Origin of the sequence: uncultured Demequina sp. (genome assembly GCF_913055775.1) — a bacterium.
GTDB lineage: Bacteria > Actinomycetota > Actinomycetes > Actinomycetales > Demequinaceae > Demequina.
This window is the reverse complement of sequence record NZ_CAJXJX010000001.1, coordinates 45,319-59,443: the sequence shown is the minus strand read 5'-3', so window position 1 is coordinate 59,443 and position 14,125 is coordinate 45,319. Positions and strand designations below refer to the sequence as shown.

Annotated in this window: 13 protein-coding genes and 1 pseudogene; 7 read left to right on the top strand and 7 right to left on the bottom strand. The window is 66.8% G+C overall.

The genetic code is table 11. The features are described from left to right. Positions 1-216 (bottom strand): annotated as a pseudogene (locus tag QZ483_RS00235) (SAM-dependent methyltransferase); the annotation flags it as partial. 167 nt (positions 217-383) lie between these two features. Next, positions 384-1,406, bottom strand: a complete 1,023-nt coding sequence (locus QZ483_RS00230; protein ID WP_297080842.1) for a LacI family DNA-binding transcriptional regulator — start codon at positions 1,404-1,406, stop codon at positions 384-386. 158 nt (positions 1,407-1,564) lie between these two features. Between QZ483_RS00230 and QZ483_RS00225 the strand changes: the two genes are divergently transcribed. The 6 genes from QZ483_RS00225 to QZ483_RS00200 all read left to right on the top strand — a co-directional run bounded on the left by QZ483_RS00225 (position 1,565) and on the right by QZ483_RS00200 (position 8,508). Continuing rightward, on the top strand, positions 1,565-2,824 hold the full coding sequence (locus QZ483_RS00225; RefSeq protein ID WP_297080840.1) for an extracellular solute-binding protein: 1,260 nt from the start codon (positions 1,565-1,567) through the stop codon (positions 2,822-2,824). A 50-nt stretch (positions 2,825-2,874) separates the two neighbouring features. Then, positions 2,875-3,750, top strand: coding sequence for a carbohydrate ABC transporter permease (locus QZ483_RS00220; protein ID WP_297080839.1), 876 nt, complete (start codon positions 2,875-2,877; stop codon positions 3,748-3,750). Further along, positions 3,743-4,660 carry a carbohydrate ABC transporter permease gene (locus QZ483_RS00215; RefSeq protein WP_297080838.1) on the top strand — a complete coding sequence of 306 codons (918 nt, stop codon included), beginning with the start codon at positions 3,743-3,745 and terminating at the stop codon, positions 4,658-4,660. Before QZ483_RS00220 ends, QZ483_RS00215 begins: the two co-directional genes overlap by 8 nt. A 32-nt stretch (positions 4,661-4,692) precedes the next feature. Beyond that, complete coding sequence (locus QZ483_RS00210) at positions 4,693-5,079, top strand: hypothetical protein (RefSeq protein WP_297080836.1); 387 nt, start codon at positions 4,693-4,695, stop codon at positions 5,077-5,079. 69 nt (positions 5,080-5,148) lie between these two features. Beyond that, positions 5,149-7,452: an alpha-L-arabinofuranosidase C-terminal domain-containing protein gene (locus tag QZ483_RS00205; protein ID WP_297080834.1), complete on the top strand. Its 2,304-nt coding sequence runs from the start codon at positions 5,149-5,151 to the stop codon at positions 7,450-7,452. A 99-nt stretch (positions 7,453-7,551) separates the two neighbouring features. Then, a complete protein-coding gene (locus QZ483_RS00200) occupies positions 7,552-8,508 on the top strand; it encodes a 5'-nucleotidase (RefSeq protein ID WP_297080833.1) in 957 nt (318 codons plus the stop codon). 158 nt (positions 8,509-8,666) lie between these two features. Here QZ483_RS00200 and QZ483_RS00195 read toward each other — a convergent pair whose 3' ends face one another. The 3 genes from QZ483_RS00195 to QZ483_RS00185 form a co-directional block, all read right to left on the bottom strand. Continuing rightward, positions 8,667-9,065 (bottom strand): type II toxin-antitoxin system VapC family toxin, encoded by a 399-nt coding sequence (locus tag QZ483_RS00195; protein ID WP_297080831.1) that lies wholly within the window; start codon positions 9,063-9,065, stop codon positions 8,667-8,669. Then, entirely contained in the window at positions 9,059-9,334 is a 276-nt protein-coding gene (locus QZ483_RS00190) for a type II toxin-antitoxin system VapB family antitoxin (protein ID WP_297080829.1), read from the bottom strand. Before QZ483_RS00190 ends, QZ483_RS00195 begins: the two co-directional genes overlap by 7 nt. Positions 9,335-9,397: 63 nt before the next feature. Beyond that, positions 9,398-10,831, bottom strand: coding sequence for a serine hydrolase (locus QZ483_RS00185; RefSeq protein ID WP_297080828.1), 1,434 nt, complete (start codon positions 10,829-10,831; stop codon positions 9,398-9,400). A gap of 204 nt (positions 10,832-11,035) precedes the next feature. Between QZ483_RS00185 and QZ483_RS00180 the strand changes: the two genes are divergently transcribed. Further along, on the top strand, positions 11,036-12,421 hold the full coding sequence (locus tag QZ483_RS00180; RefSeq protein ID WP_297080827.1) for a DUF2252 domain-containing protein: 1,386 nt from the start codon (positions 11,036-11,038) through the stop codon (positions 12,419-12,421). 67 nt (positions 12,422-12,488) lie between these two features. On the opposite strand, the gene QZ483_RS00175 is transcribed toward QZ483_RS00180, so the two are convergent. Further along, positions 12,489-13,040, bottom strand: a complete 552-nt coding sequence (locus tag QZ483_RS00175) for a hypothetical protein (protein WP_297080825.1) — start codon at positions 13,038-13,040, stop codon at positions 12,489-12,491. A 320-nt stretch (positions 13,041-13,360) separates the two neighbouring features. Beyond that, positions 13,361-14,053 carry a DUF429 domain-containing protein gene (locus QZ483_RS00170; RefSeq protein WP_297080823.1) on the bottom strand — a complete coding sequence of 231 codons (693 nt, stop codon included), beginning with the start codon at positions 14,051-14,053 and terminating at the stop codon, positions 13,361-13,363. Positions 14,054-14,125: the final 72 nt, after the last annotated feature.

Sequence of the window (14,125 nt, the reverse complement as noted above, 5' to 3'; positions counted from 1 at the left end):
CTGCTGCTCGAGCCACTCGCGCGCGTAGCGGGGGTGGGTCTGGGTGCGCTCGGCGAGCTCGTCGGCGGTGAGCGGCCCCGTGACTGCGAGGGCGCGGTACCAGCCCAGGCGGTCGCCCAGGTGGATGGCGAGGATGTCGATCGCGCCGAGCGCTGCCGAGAAGACGTGCTCGGTCCAGTCGTCGGCGGCCGCGTGCGCGGGTGGCGAGATGGTCATGGTGGTCCCCCTTGTGGTGCGTGCCCGATTCGGGCCTTATCAAGAGTGCCCGGAATGTGCGGTTTCGCCAATGGGGAGAGCGTGGGGAGATCTGAGGAAAGCGTGGCACGCCGTGCTTCGAAGCGGCCACTCCGGTGGTGGCCATCCGAGCACCCGTCAGATCGCGTCTATGCCTCCGAGCGGCCGCTCGACTCTCTGACCACCAGCCGAGCCGGGGAGACCAGGTGCTCGGATTCGTGCTCGGCGCCGTGCGAGGCGATGCGATCCCGCAGCAGGCGGACGGCCATCTGTGACATCCAGTCCATGCCGGGGTCGACTGACGAGAGTGCAGGGTTGAGCAGGGTGTCGATCGCGAGGTTGTCGAATCCGACCACCTGGAGTTCGGTGGGCACTTCGCGGTGCACGTCCCGGGCACCCGCGAGCGCGCCTATGGCGATGGCGTCGGCTACGGCGAAGATGCCGTCGATGCTTCGATCGACGCGCAGGTGCTCGGCGACGAGCGTGCGTGCCTCCGTGGGCGTGTAGTGCGGCGTAGGGATGACCAGCGCTTCGTCGGCGACCAGCCCCGCCTCACTGTGGGCCTGGCGCCACCCTGCCGTGCGCGCCTCAGCCATGCCGTGGGTGGTCGTGGTCTCGGAGCCGCCGAGCATCATCACCCGACGGCAGCCTGACGCGAGCAGGTGCTCGACCGCCTGCCGAGAGCCGTCGATGTTCGCCATCATGATGTGGTCGAACCGAGGTGGCGCCTCGTGCTCGCCCATGATGACGAGCGGCAGGTTCACATCGAGGCTGTCCATCTGTTCGTAGGACAGTCCCACGGAGCTCAGCACCACGCCGTCGAAGCGCTTGAGGTGTGCGCCGGTGAGTGCGCCGCGCTCGCCACCGGGGTTGAAGCGGCTCTGCTCGATGACGCAGTGAATCCCCTCGGAAGCGAATCCCGCCGCGAGTGACGAGGCGAGCGCGGAGAAGTACGGATCGTTGATGTCCAGCCCGATCACCGTGACGAGGCCGCTGCGACCGGAACGGAGCTGTCGCGCGGTCAGGCTGAGTTCGTAGCCGAGTTCGTCGACAGCACGCAGCACGCGCGCACGGAGTTCCTCGTCAACGGTCGGCACATCTCGCAGCACGTTCGAGACGGTCATGGGAGACACGCCTGCCGCGTTCGCGACGTCCCTCATGGTTACTGCCACAGCACTCCTTTGCGCCTGCAGGCCAGCGTTCGTGGGCCGAGGACTTGACTCGACGGCGAGCCGAGTCTAGCATCGATGTATCGCTACATGTAACGATACATCAGGCGCATCTGGCGATTGACCGCAATGAGGCGGCGAACAAGACAAAGGAGTTCTTGATGGTGAATCCGACGCGAGTGGTAGCGACGGTGTGTGCGGTGGCGGCCACGGCCCTGGTGGTGTCCGCGTGCTCCGCGGGCGAGGAGGAGAGCGGCGAGGTGACGTTCTGGAACCCCCTGACCGGTGCCGACGGCGAGTTCATGAGCACGCTCGTTAGCGACTTCAACGGCCAGGCCGAGGCCTGCGTGGTTGACTTCCAGCCGATTCCGGCTGACGACCTCTATCCGCGCCTCTACAGCGTCGTGAACACGGGTGAGGACATACCTGAACTGCTGCTGATCCACGGCCCGCGTGTGACTGAGTTTGGCGGAGCTGGACTGCTGGAGCCCCTGGCGAGTCTGCAGGAGATCAACCCCGAGCTGAACCGCGACAACTACCTCGACGTCGCCTGGGATGCTGGCGTGTTCGACGGCGTCGAGTACGCCGTGCCCCTGGACTTGCATGGGATCGTCACGTACTACAACGCCGATCTTCTCGCCGATTACGGCGTGGAGCACTGGCTCGACGACGGCATTGTGACAACGGAGGAGCTCTTCGAGGTCGAGGGCCAGCTCCCTGATGGGGTGTACGCGATGCCGGGCCTGTTCGTGCCCGCGGTTGTCGAGTCCCAACTGTTCAACGTGGGCAGCGAGTTCGCGCCCGGTGGTGAGCTCGACCTCACCCAGCAGGCGATGGTCGACATCTACTCCGACCTGCTCGCTCTGGACGAGGCTGGACTGATCGCGCCCGAGGACTCGGACGACTACCAGGTATTCAACAGCGGCCAGGCGCTCGTGTTCCCCGACGGCACGTGGGCGATCTCGAACCGCAACTCGATCGACGGACTGAACTGGGGGCTGTCGTACAACCTCCAGGCGGATGCGTCGTCGCCCGTGAACATGCTCGAGTCGCACTCGTTTGTGCAGCTGATCGATGGCGGGCGAAGCGAGGCTGCGGACCGATGCGCGGCCGACTTCCTCGAATACCTGCGGTTGAACTCCGCCTACTGGGGTGAGGCTGGGCAGGTCGTTGCCAGCAACGTCGCGTTCGAGGACCCTGCCTACTCTGAGCTGCCCCAGGCGCTGCTCACCAACACGGAGGAGGCGCGGTCGACCCTGGCGACAGGCGAGTACATCTACACCTCCTACGTGATGAGCGCGCTGTGGGACAACTCGCAGGACATCGTGCGCGGCCGGATCCCCGTCGAAGAGGCGCTGGCGGCGATGCAGAACGAGGTTGCCGGCAAGATCGCCGAGGCCGAAGCGGCCTCCGGCAACTGACGAGCACGCGGGGGCGGCCCTGGGCCGCCCCCGCCGACTCGGGAGAAACCGTGAAAGCCACGCTGCGCGCGCTGCCCTTCATCGGGCCACACCTGGTGATCTTCGCGATCTTCGCGCTGATCCCCACCGTCTACGGCTTCTACATCGCGTTCACACGATGGAACATCATCGGCGAGCCGACGTGGGTCGGGTTCGACAACTTCCAGCAGATCCTTTTCGAGCCCGAGTCACCGTTCTACTCGCAGTTCCGCTCGGGGTTGGCGAACACGCTCATCTTCGTGGGCATCGCCGTGCCGCTTCTGATCGTCGTCCCTCTGCTGCTCGCGCTCGCGATCGGAGGCATCAACGACAGAGGCGCGAACATCTTTCAAGGAGTCTTCTACATCCCTGGCCTGATCTCGGTGTCCGCCGGCGCGCTCGCGTGGAGCCTGATGTTCAATCGTGACTTCGGCTTCATCAACAACGTGTTTGGGACCGACATCTCGTTCACCACCACACAGCCATGGGCATGGGTCACGATCTTCACCCTGACGGTGTGGGCTGGAATCGGCGGCAACCTCATCATCTACCGCTCCGCCATCGCCAACGTTCCCGAACAGCTGCGTGAGGCCGCGCAGCTCGATGGCGCCGGGTCTGTGCGCCAGTTCTTCGCGGTGGTGCTGCCGTCGATCCGGTTCCCCCTCCTCTACACGCTCGTGATGACGACGGCTCTGTCGTTCAACGTCTACGGCCAGCCCGTGATGATGACCGAGGGTGGGCCTGCAGGTACGACGACGGTCCTCATGATGGACATCCGCGACCTGGCGTTCGGCGACGGCCCGGCGATCGCCGGTATCGCGGCCGCGATGTCGGTGATGCTGGGGCTGGTGCTCATGGCGATTTCGGCGATCCAGTTCCGAGTGATGTTCAGGAGCAGCGATGACTGACGTGATGCAGGTCAAGCAAGCGGGCGTCGAGGACGCGACGCCGCAGTCCACCGGAAAGCGTCACCGCAGCCGTTCCAGCGTGATCCTCCTCGCCATCGCGATGACCCTGGTCACGGCGCTCGCCGCGATCTGGATCATCCCGATGCTCTTCGCGCTCACCACGTCGTTCAAGTCGCCGACCGAGATCGCGTTCTCCGGTTTCAGTCTGCTGCCCGCGAACTGGGTCGCTGAGAACTACCTGGCGCTCTTCGACGGCGTCTCGACGTATCCGGTGATGCGGTGGTTCGGCAACTCGCTGGTGATGTCCACCGGCCACGCAGTCCTGATGGTGGTGGTCGTGTCGATCGCCGGCTACGGCTACACCCGCATGCGCTTCCCCGGTCGCGATGTGCTGTTCTTCGTTCTCCTGGCTGTCTCGCTGTTCCCGAGCGTGGTGAACTTGATCCCGCTGTACAAGGTGGTTCAGACGCTGGGCTGGGTGAACTCGCCGTGGGCGATGATCGTGCCGGGTGTCGCCACCGCAGCGAACATCTTCCTGGTGCGGAGCTTCATGAGCGGGATCCCTCGCGAGATGGATGAGGCGGCAAGGATTGATGGCGCGGGGGACTTCACGATCTTCATGCGCATCATCCTGCCGATGATCCGGCCGATTCTGATCGTCATCTTCTTGTTCGCCTTCACCGGGTCCTGGAATGACTTCCTGTGGCCGACGATCGTGTTCAACGACATCTCGAACATGCCCATCACGGCGGGGCTGCAGCTGCTGCAGAACCTCTTCGGGGACTACACGGCGTTGGGGCAGTTGATGGCGAGCGCGGTGATCGCGATGATTCCCACCACCGCACTGTTCCTGGTTGCTCAGCGCTACTTCGTGAGTTCTCTGAACCTGACGGCGGGGTTGAAGGGATGACACAGATGCGCATGTCAATAGTGCCTCGACGCATGGTGTTCGCGAGCGGGACGTGGATGGTGGTTCTCGCGGTCGTGACCCTGGTTCCGTACCTGCTGTGGTTCCGGTCGACGGGAACGTCGCTTCTCGAATCGGGCTCGGCGGAGAGCACGGCTCTGCTGATCTCCGAGACCTCCGCAGTGATCGGCATCTACGGCTCCGTGCTCCTGATCGCCGGCTTCGTCACGGTGTGGATGGCGTGGCGACGTCCCATGCCGTGGTCGGGCGCGCCGGTCGCATGGCTCGTCGCCTGCGGCGCCGGGGCCGTCCTCACGCGTGACGTCATTGGCGCGATCCTGCTCATGGTGACGGTCGCCCTGGTCGTGGCCCAGCGCCGTGCGCTCGCCCGAGCGGCGAGTGTCCGCGCATCGGCTGCATGAAAGCCCTCCGTCCGGTGCCCCCTAACCCTTGTCCTCCTGCGCCTGCGTGCGCGGTCCAGAACGGAAGTCATGTCTGAAACCCATCCCCGGTCCCTGTCTGTGTCGCTCGGCGATCCCACCGGAGTGGAGGTCGCGCCGGACCTGTGGGGGCTGTTCTTCGAGGACATCAACTGGAGCCTCGACGGCGGGCTCAACGCTGAGCTGCTGCGCAACGGAGACTTCGAGTTCACCGCTGCCGACCGTCCTGGCTGGGGGCCATTGACGGCGTGGCACCACACCGGAGCAGGCTCGGTCGAGGTCCGCAGCGAGGATCCCGTGCACCCGAACAATGGCACGTACGTACGCCTGGCTGGGCCGGTGCGCTTGGAGAACGAGGGTTTCGACGCTGTCCGCGTCGCCGCGGGCCAGTCCTTCCGTCTGGCGGCGTTCACCTGGCGGGTCCAAGGCGTGGGCCACGCGTCCGTCTCGATTGTCGATGACGCGGGTGACGCGATCGCGACCGCCGAGCTAGTGGTTCCCGAGCGTGGATGGAACGAGGTCGGCGTCGACCTCACCGCTCACCGCGGGGGCAACGGGCGACTGCAGATCGACGTCCCCCGCGGCCTGGTCATGGAGATCGACGTGGTGTCGCTCCGTCCCCGAGGCGACGACGGCGAGCCGCTCACGTTCCGGGAGGATCTCGTGGAGGTGCTGCAGGAACTTCGGCCGTCATTCCTGCGCTTCCCGGGAGGGTGCGTGGCGCACGGGCTGGGCCTCGCGAACCTCTACGACTGGAAGAAGACCGTGGGACCCCGGCACGAGCGGGAGCCCAGCTTCAACACGTGGGGATACCACCAGTCTCGACAGATCGGCTACGTCGAGTATTTCGAGCTGTGCGAACGGCTCGGTGCGAGCCCGATGCCCATTGTGGCGGCGGGCGTCAGCTGCCAGAACCTCCGAGGTCGTGCCGCGTGCATCCCGCTCGAGGACATGCCCGCGTACGTGCAGGACATCCTCGACCTGGTCGAGTTCGCCAATGGCGACGTCGGCACCCGGTGGGGTGCGCGGCGCGCGGAGGTGGGCCACCCCGAGCCTTTCGGGCTGCGCATGATCGGGGTGGGCAACGAGGACGAGATCACTCAGGATTTCGAGGTGCGCTTCGCGATGATCGCCGATGCGCTTGCGGCGGCGCACCCCGACGTCACCGTGATCGGCACTGCAGGCCCGCAGCCCTTCGGGCAGGACTTCGAACGCGGGTGGGAGTACGCGCGCGAGCAGCGGGTCGCGGTCGTGGACGAGCACGCCTATCGCACCCCGCGGTGGTTCCACCAGAACCTCGACCGGTACGACAGCTACGACCGCGGGGGGCCAGCCGTGTACTTCGGCGAGTACGCCGCCCGCACCAACCGCGTGCGCTCGGCGCTCGCGGAGGCGGCGTTCATGATCGGCATGGAACGCAACAGCGACATCGTGACCTTGGCGTCTTACGCGCCGCTGCTCGCCAGGATCGGGACGACGCAGTGGGTCCCTGACCTCATCTACTTCGACGCCGATACCGTCCTGCCAAGCCCGTCCTACTACGTCCAGCAGATGTTCTCCGTCGAACGCGGCGAGCGCATGATCGAGGTCGACCTCGATGGAGATCTCGACGTGTCAGTGCCGTCGCGCCAGCCGGGAATCGCGCGCATCAGCGCTACCGGAGCGCATGTGCGGGTCTGGGATGTGACGCTCGATGGCGCGCCCGTGGGAGACGTGGACGTGAACGGGGGAGAGGCTGTCCTGGGGCCGGTCGGTGCGGACTGCGCCGTCGACTTCATGCTCGAGCGCGTGACCGGTCAGCGGGGTGTGGCGGTGCGGATCGGCGGCGCGGGCGACGAGGACTACTTCGAGGTGGAACTCGGCGGCTGGCAGAACCAGTCGACGGTGGTGCATGCGCACTCCGACGGCATCTCGAACGACGTCGACGGCCCGCACCCGTGGTCCGGGCTCTCGACCGGTGTGGCAGTGCATGTGCGTGCCGCTCTCGAGGGCGAGCGGCTGCGAGTGTGGGTCGATGGCGAGCTTCGCCATGACGTGCTCGACGACAGGCGCCCTGAGCGCCGTGTGGTCGCCGGGTGCGCCGCACGAGTCGCCGCCGACGGGCAGGAGGAGTACGTGCTCAGGCTCGTGAACGCGACCGATGACTCGCGCGACCTGTCGATCGCCCTGCCGGGCGGCCCCAGCCGGGTGGTCGGCAGCGCCACGGTTCTCGCCGGAGCAGGGCCCGACGAAGGCGAGCCGTTCCAGCCGTCGCCCGTCACGCCTCATGCGCAGGTGGTCGATGTGGCGCCCGAGGAGACGTGGCGGGTGCCACCGTGGTCGTTCACGGTGGCAGTGGTGCGCGCGCTGGGGTGATTCTGCGGGGTGCGTCACGCACGCGGCCACCGATATCGTGGAACCTCGCCGCGGAAGCCAGCCCGCGCATCGTCCCGCCGTACGCCCCTGGAGGTCTTCTTGCCCGCCTATGACCTGTCCGACCGGCTGGTGGTGGGCGTCGCGTCCTCCGCGCTGTTCGATCTGACGGAGTCGGACGCGTTCTTCCAGGAGAACGGGGTGGCGGCGTACTCGGACTACCAGGACCGGCACATCGACGTCACGCTCGAGCCAGGGCCTGCGTTCCCGTTCATCCAGCGGCTGCTGCAGCTCAACGACCTGCGCCCGCGGGATCCGCTCGTGGAGGTCATCGTGCTGTCGCGCAACGCCGCGAACACGGGGCTGAGGGTGATGCGGTCCATCGAGGCGCATCAGCTGCCGGTGACGCGCGCGTTCTTCACGCAGGGCCGGTCGCCGCTGGACTACATCCCGGCGCTGGGCATGAGCCTGTTCCTGTCGCAGAACAGGGACGATGTGCTGGCCGCCGTCCGCGCCGGACACCCTGCGGGGCACGTGCTGCCGAACTCGGCGGCGTATGAGGTGGGGGACCGGGATCTGAGGATCGCCTTTGACTTCGACGCGGTGCTCGCCACGGACGAGTCCGAGCGCGTGTTCCAGACCGACGGCCTCGAGGGCTTCGTGGCGAACGAGGTCGCCAAGCGCGACGTCGCCCACGCGCCCGGGCTGCTCAAGCCGCTGGTCGAGGATCTGAATCGGATCCAGCGCATCGAGGCCGCCCTGCAGGCCGAGGACCCGGACTATGAGCCGCGCGTGCGCATCGCGCTGGTGACGGCCCGTGCCGCGCCCGCGCACGAGCGCGCCGTGCAGTCGCTGCGCTCGTGGGGCGTGACCATCAATGACGCGTTCTTCCTGGGCGGGATTGAGAAGGCGCGCGTGTTGGAGGTCTTGCGACCGCACCTGTTCTTCGACGACCAGGACGGGCACCTGACCGGGGCGCTGACGCATGTGGCGGGGGTCCACGTGCCGTATGGGGTGGCGAACGAGACGCTGGCCGAGGCCGCGGGGATCGAGATCTAGTGGCGCTAGGTCACAGGCCGGTGCTTCTGGTCACTTGGTCGGCGCGACGCGCACTTCGACAGTGCGCCCATGCTGTTCTCGTTTGATGGAGGATATTGTCCGTCTTCTTGATAGTCGACGGACTCAGTGGCGTGCGCTGGGCCGATGCGCGGGTCGGGTCAGCGCTGGAGCGCCACCTGGACGTCGGTGTGGGTGAAGTCGTCGCCCACGAACAGCAGTGGCTCTTCCCGAGCGATCGCGAGTGCGTAGCTGAAGCAGTCTCCGAAATTGAGGCGGGCGGGGTGGCCGGAGCCGCGTCCGTAGTCGCGGAATCCATCGATCGCTATCGCCGTGTGTTCGGCGGTGAAGGTTTCCGTGGTGATCTCGAAGCGTTTGAGCCACGACTCTGAGCGCCGTTCCGCCGCGCTTCCGATGGTGTGCCGGAGCGCGACGGTGAGCTCCACGCGCGTGGGAGCCGCGATCACGCACGACGGCGCGTCCGCGATCGCGCGGAGCACCTCCGGGCGTCGAGGCTCCGCAAGCAGGACTGCCATGATCGCCGAGGTGTCGATCACCATACGGGCAGACCGTCCTCGTCGTACATGTCGTCCTGTGCGGTGCGGAGCCTCTCGCGATCCTCGTCCGTCAGCGATGCATCGATCTCCTTGACAATCGCCATCGCCCGGTCGTAGCGCTCCTGCGCGCGGCTCGCGTGGTCGTCGTCGGCGACCCGCTGCAGCGCCTCGCGCACCGCGGACTCGATGGCGCTCGTCTGGGACTGGCCGGTCTTCTCGGCCAGCTCGCGCACGAGAGCGACGGTCGCCTCGTTCTTGATGTTCAATGCCATGGGTAGAAGTCTACCCCCGAAAGGGTAGACAGGGTAGATCGGCCGGGTCAGCGACCGCGAGAACTACCCCTGCTCCACCATGCGCCGACCCCCGGTGTACGCGACCGTCAGCCGGAACACCGACCACACCACGCCCATGACGGCCGTGGCGGTCATGACGAGTGCCATGTCGGGCTGGAAGACCCGGAGGGTGGGCAGGGGAGCGCCCATGAGGTTGGGCACCAGCCACAGGATCACCACGGCGGCGGCGATGGTGGTCAGCAGCGGGAACCACAGGCTGAAGAGACCGCCGATGTTCGACCGCTTGGCGCGGATCGCAGGGCGGTGCCACCACGCCCACGCCATCGCTGCGAGGTAGAGCAGCGGAAGGAGGGTGAGGGACACGAACAGCGCCTGCTGCGCCAGGGCGGAGCCCTCGCCGTCGTAGTCGCGCCCCAGCGCGAGGGCGGTGATGCCGTTGCGCAGCTCAGTGGTCTCGCCGAAGCCGATGCCGCTGCCGCCATTGGTCAGCACCGCGACGCCCGTGCCGTCTCCCGGGTCCATGGTGAGCAGCGTCTCGATGCCTGGCGTGGATCCGGAGTGCCACACGGTGCCCGCGGCGGTGTCGATGAACCAGCCGAGCCCGTACCACGAGAAGGCGGCGCTGGCAGGACGCATCATCGTGGCCTTGCCCTCGGCACTGAGGACGTCGTCCTCGCCGTTCATCATCGCGGCCATGTACAGCGCCAGGTCGTTCGCGCTCGCGATCACCCCGCCCTGCGGTGCGTAGAGGGGCTGGGTGGGGCCGTCCGGCACCGGGCGCTTGGTGACGAACCACGGGGTGTGACCGGTGGCCATCGACGGGTGCTCCTCGCCGTCCGCCACGAAGCTGCTGTCCATGCCCAGCGGCTCGAGGATGTGCGACTCGACGTAGTTCGCGAAGCCCTCGCCGCTGACGACCTCGATGAGCCGCCCCGCGATCTGGTAGTTCGTGTTGGAGTACTCCCACTGCGAGCCTGGAGCATAGGCCGGTGCGACGTCGGCAAGCGCGTCGACGGCGCGCGCGAGGTCGTCGGCGTCGCCGGTGGTCTCGACCGGCGGGGTGTTGCCCTGCAGGGTGGAGTATCCGCTGGTGTGGCTCAGGAGCTGGCGCACCGTGACCGGCCCCGCCGGCTGTCCGGCGAACCCGTCCAGGTACGTCTCGAGCGCGCCGTCGAACTCGACCTCGCCCGCCTCGACCAGCTGCATCACGGCGAGTGCGGTGAAGCTCTTCGAGATCGAGCCGATGACAAACGGAGTGTCCGGCGTGACCGCTACGTCTGTGCCCTGGAGGGTGACGCCGCGCGCATCGGCCACAGCGGTGCTGCCCTCCTCGACCACGGAGTACGCCAGGCCCGGCACCTTGGACTGCGGCATCGCAGAAGCGATGAACGCGTCGATGTCCTCTTGAGACGCGGAGGCCGCGACGCTCGCGGTCGCGACAGTGAGGCTCGCGGCGAGAGCCGCGATGGCGAGCATGGGTCGCACGGGACCCCCCCAGCTTGTCGGACGCGCGATTGGCCTTCTGACAGTAGCGAACGCCCCTGGTGCGGGCAAGGGTGGGGGAGCGGGAGGTGCGCGTGCAACGATGGCGGGGTCTCCCTCGGTCCGAGCGGGGCGGAGGGGAGTGCGCACGTGCAACAGCAAGAGCCGCAGTCACACGGTGTCCTGACAGAGACCGACGTGGACGACAACCGCGTCGCCTACGAGTCGCTGCGCACCCGGCCGGACACCCGCGCCGAGCGCTACGCGCTGGGCAAGTCGCTACGCAAGAACGTCCCGCGTCGCGCCCTGGCCGAGTGGCGCATCGGCGCACAAGACCGCGACCCCATCGGGCTCATCGAGAAGAACCACGAGGGCCGCATCCCTGACCTGGTGGCCGTGCGCGTGGCGCGCATGGCGGCGTCGCCGTACGGGTTCCTGCGGGGCTCGGCGGTGGTGATGGCCGACGACGTGGCTCGGCTGCCGTCCACCGGCATCACGCCGGTGGTGTGCGGGGATGCGCACCTGGGCAATGTGGGCTTCTACGCCTCGCCCGAGCGCGACCTGGTGATGGACCTCAACGACTTCGACGAGTCCCACCCAGGTGCCTGGGAGTGGGACCTGCGCCGGCTGGTGGCCAGCACCTGGGTCGCGGGCCGTGAGAACGGCACGTCGGAGAAGAAGTGCGAGGAGGCGGTGCGCGCGTGCGCAGGGGCGTATCGCGACGAGATGCGCTACCTGGCCGAGCAGCCGCTGTTCAGCCGATCGTTCGAGCGTCTCGACATGGACCGCCTGGCCCATCACGCCTCGGACAGCTCGCTGGACTCCGAGCTCAAGCGGGCGGCCAAGCGTGCGCGCAAGCGCACCTCGGACCGTGCGCTGCCGCGCTTCACCGCGGAGGACAAGGGCGAGCGGCGCATTGTCGAGGAGCCGCCGCTGATCCCCCGGCTGCCGGACGCGGAGGCGGAGATGCTCGCCGAGGGCCTTGACGACTACCTGCAGACGCTGGACCCGCACTGGCGGCGCATGCTGGGCGGCTACACGCTGGTGGATGTGGCGCACAAGGTGGTGGGCGTGGGGTCCGTGGGCCTGCGCGCGTATGTGGCGCTGCTCGAGGGCTCGAGCGGGGACGACGTGATCTTTCTGCAGCTCAAGCAGGCGCGACGCTCGGTGCTCGCGCAGTACGTGCACGGCGAGAACGCACGTCACGGGCACCAGGGCGAGCGCGTGGTCGAGTACCAGCAGGCGCTGCAGACCGTGAGCGATCCGCTGCTGGGCTGGACCACCGTGGACAGCCGCGACTTCTACGTGCGCCAGTTCCGCAACATGAAGGGCGCGGTGTCGCTCAAGAAGATCTCCGCGAGTGCGCTGGCCAACTATGCGGGACTGGCCGGGCGGCTGCTCGCGAAGGGCCAAGCGCGCACCAGCGGAGCGTCGATGATCGCCGGCTACCTGGGCGCCGGCAAGAACGTCGACAAGGCGATGGCCCGCTTCGCGCGCGCCTATGCCGACCAGACGGAAGCGGACCACGAGGCGCTGCTGGCGGCGGTCAAGTCTGGGCGGCTGCCGATGGCTGAGGGCGCTTAGGCGCACGCGGCTCGGGAGGGCCGATGCGCGGGCTGGCTTGAGTTTCGAGGCGTGCGGGTATCGGAGCTCAGGGCTGTCCTCCACGCCCCGAGCTCCGGTAGGACTCGAGCAGGCTCTCCCATCGCCGTCGCTGGTTCGTCGCGATCACTGCCGAGAACCCAGGCACCATCGCGAATGCCGCGAGAACGGCTCCTACGAGCACGTTCGTCGCGATTTCCGTCGCGCTCAGCGGGCTGCCCTCACTGATCCTCCCGACGAGCAGCGTTGCGCCGATCGACACGACAATCGTCGAAACGGTCGCGAACGTGGTCGCCCAGAGGCCACTCGTGCGCACCTTGCCCTCGAGCGATGCAGCGTAGATAAGCCGTGACGACTCCTCCATCTCTTGAAACTGGCTGCGCGAAGGGTACCCGCGGACTTGCAACTCAGTGAGCGACCATGCGACCTCCTCTGGGTCGACCGCTGAGAACTCGAGATTGCGTTCTATCGGAGGCACGCCAGAGAGACGCCGTGTGTACTCCCGCCTTAGTGCCACAACCTTGATGACGTATCCCGCACTGAGGAGCAGCGAAGCCAACAAGAGGGCCAATGCAACTGCTCCGAAAACTGTCTCACTCATCTATACTCACCCGCACCTCGAGGTCGGGGTTCGGTGCGAGAGACATGGCTATGAGCCAACATGCTGTTGAGCAGAGCCACAGGATTGACAGCACCGACAGTGCGCCGATATGAGACTCCGCTGACTCCGAAGTCAGAGAAAGTACCAGGAGAAAGACTAGGCCTGTTGCCAGGCAACACGAGGTTGCAGCCACCGCTCCGCTCCAGACTAGAAAGCGTTGGCTCGACCTTGCATAGGCCTTCTCTGAAGAACTGGCGTACGGCGGCATCCACTTGAGGAAGCGTAGGAGCCGTGAATATGCGGCCCTCCTAGAGCTCTCGCTAGTACCAGATCGCACTGGGCAGCCCATCGGAGAAGACTTCGGGAGCGTTCGGCTTGCTGTCTACCTCTCCACGCTCAACCCGCCGCGCCGTCCATGCCATCGCGGCGGCATCGTGGAGGTCGTCGAGGTCGCAGCCCTTGAGTTCGCGCTCGATGCCCTCAGGAAACGCTACTCCTTCGCTTGCAAGCAACTCTCGCCTCAGGAGGAGACCAGACAGCGACTTCTTGTAGTGGTCGATCGACTCTCCTGCCATTGCGCGGAATGACACTTCCGGGTGTCCTTCGAGAATGCGAGCGGAGGCGTCACCCGACTTGATGTGAGCATCCACCTCGCGAATCTTCGGCGTGATTGCCCAAGCCTGCTTGCTGAGGCTCTTGCCAGACGCAGCGATTGATGCTGCTGATGCCTCGAGGTACGTAGACGACTCGACCGCGTTGCGCACAGGGGTGGGGAAGACGCTGTTGCGGCGGGGCCCGATGAACTTACGAGCCTCGATGTCGGCTTGTCGAGGGCCTCTATCCGGCAGTCCGATGGGGATATCGACCACAATCGTCGCGACGTTCCAGCGCGCATTCGCCTCGGCTTCCACATCGGCAATGCTCGCGGCCACGAACGAGCCAACAAGACCCTCGTCGTCAATGGCGACGGCGGCCCATCCGCCCTTGCATCCGTCCAAGCCCAACACTGTCATGGCGTGAGCCTGGCAGAGCCCTGTGACATTGCCAACCGTGGCACGTCGACCTGTTGGAAATGTCGCACCATT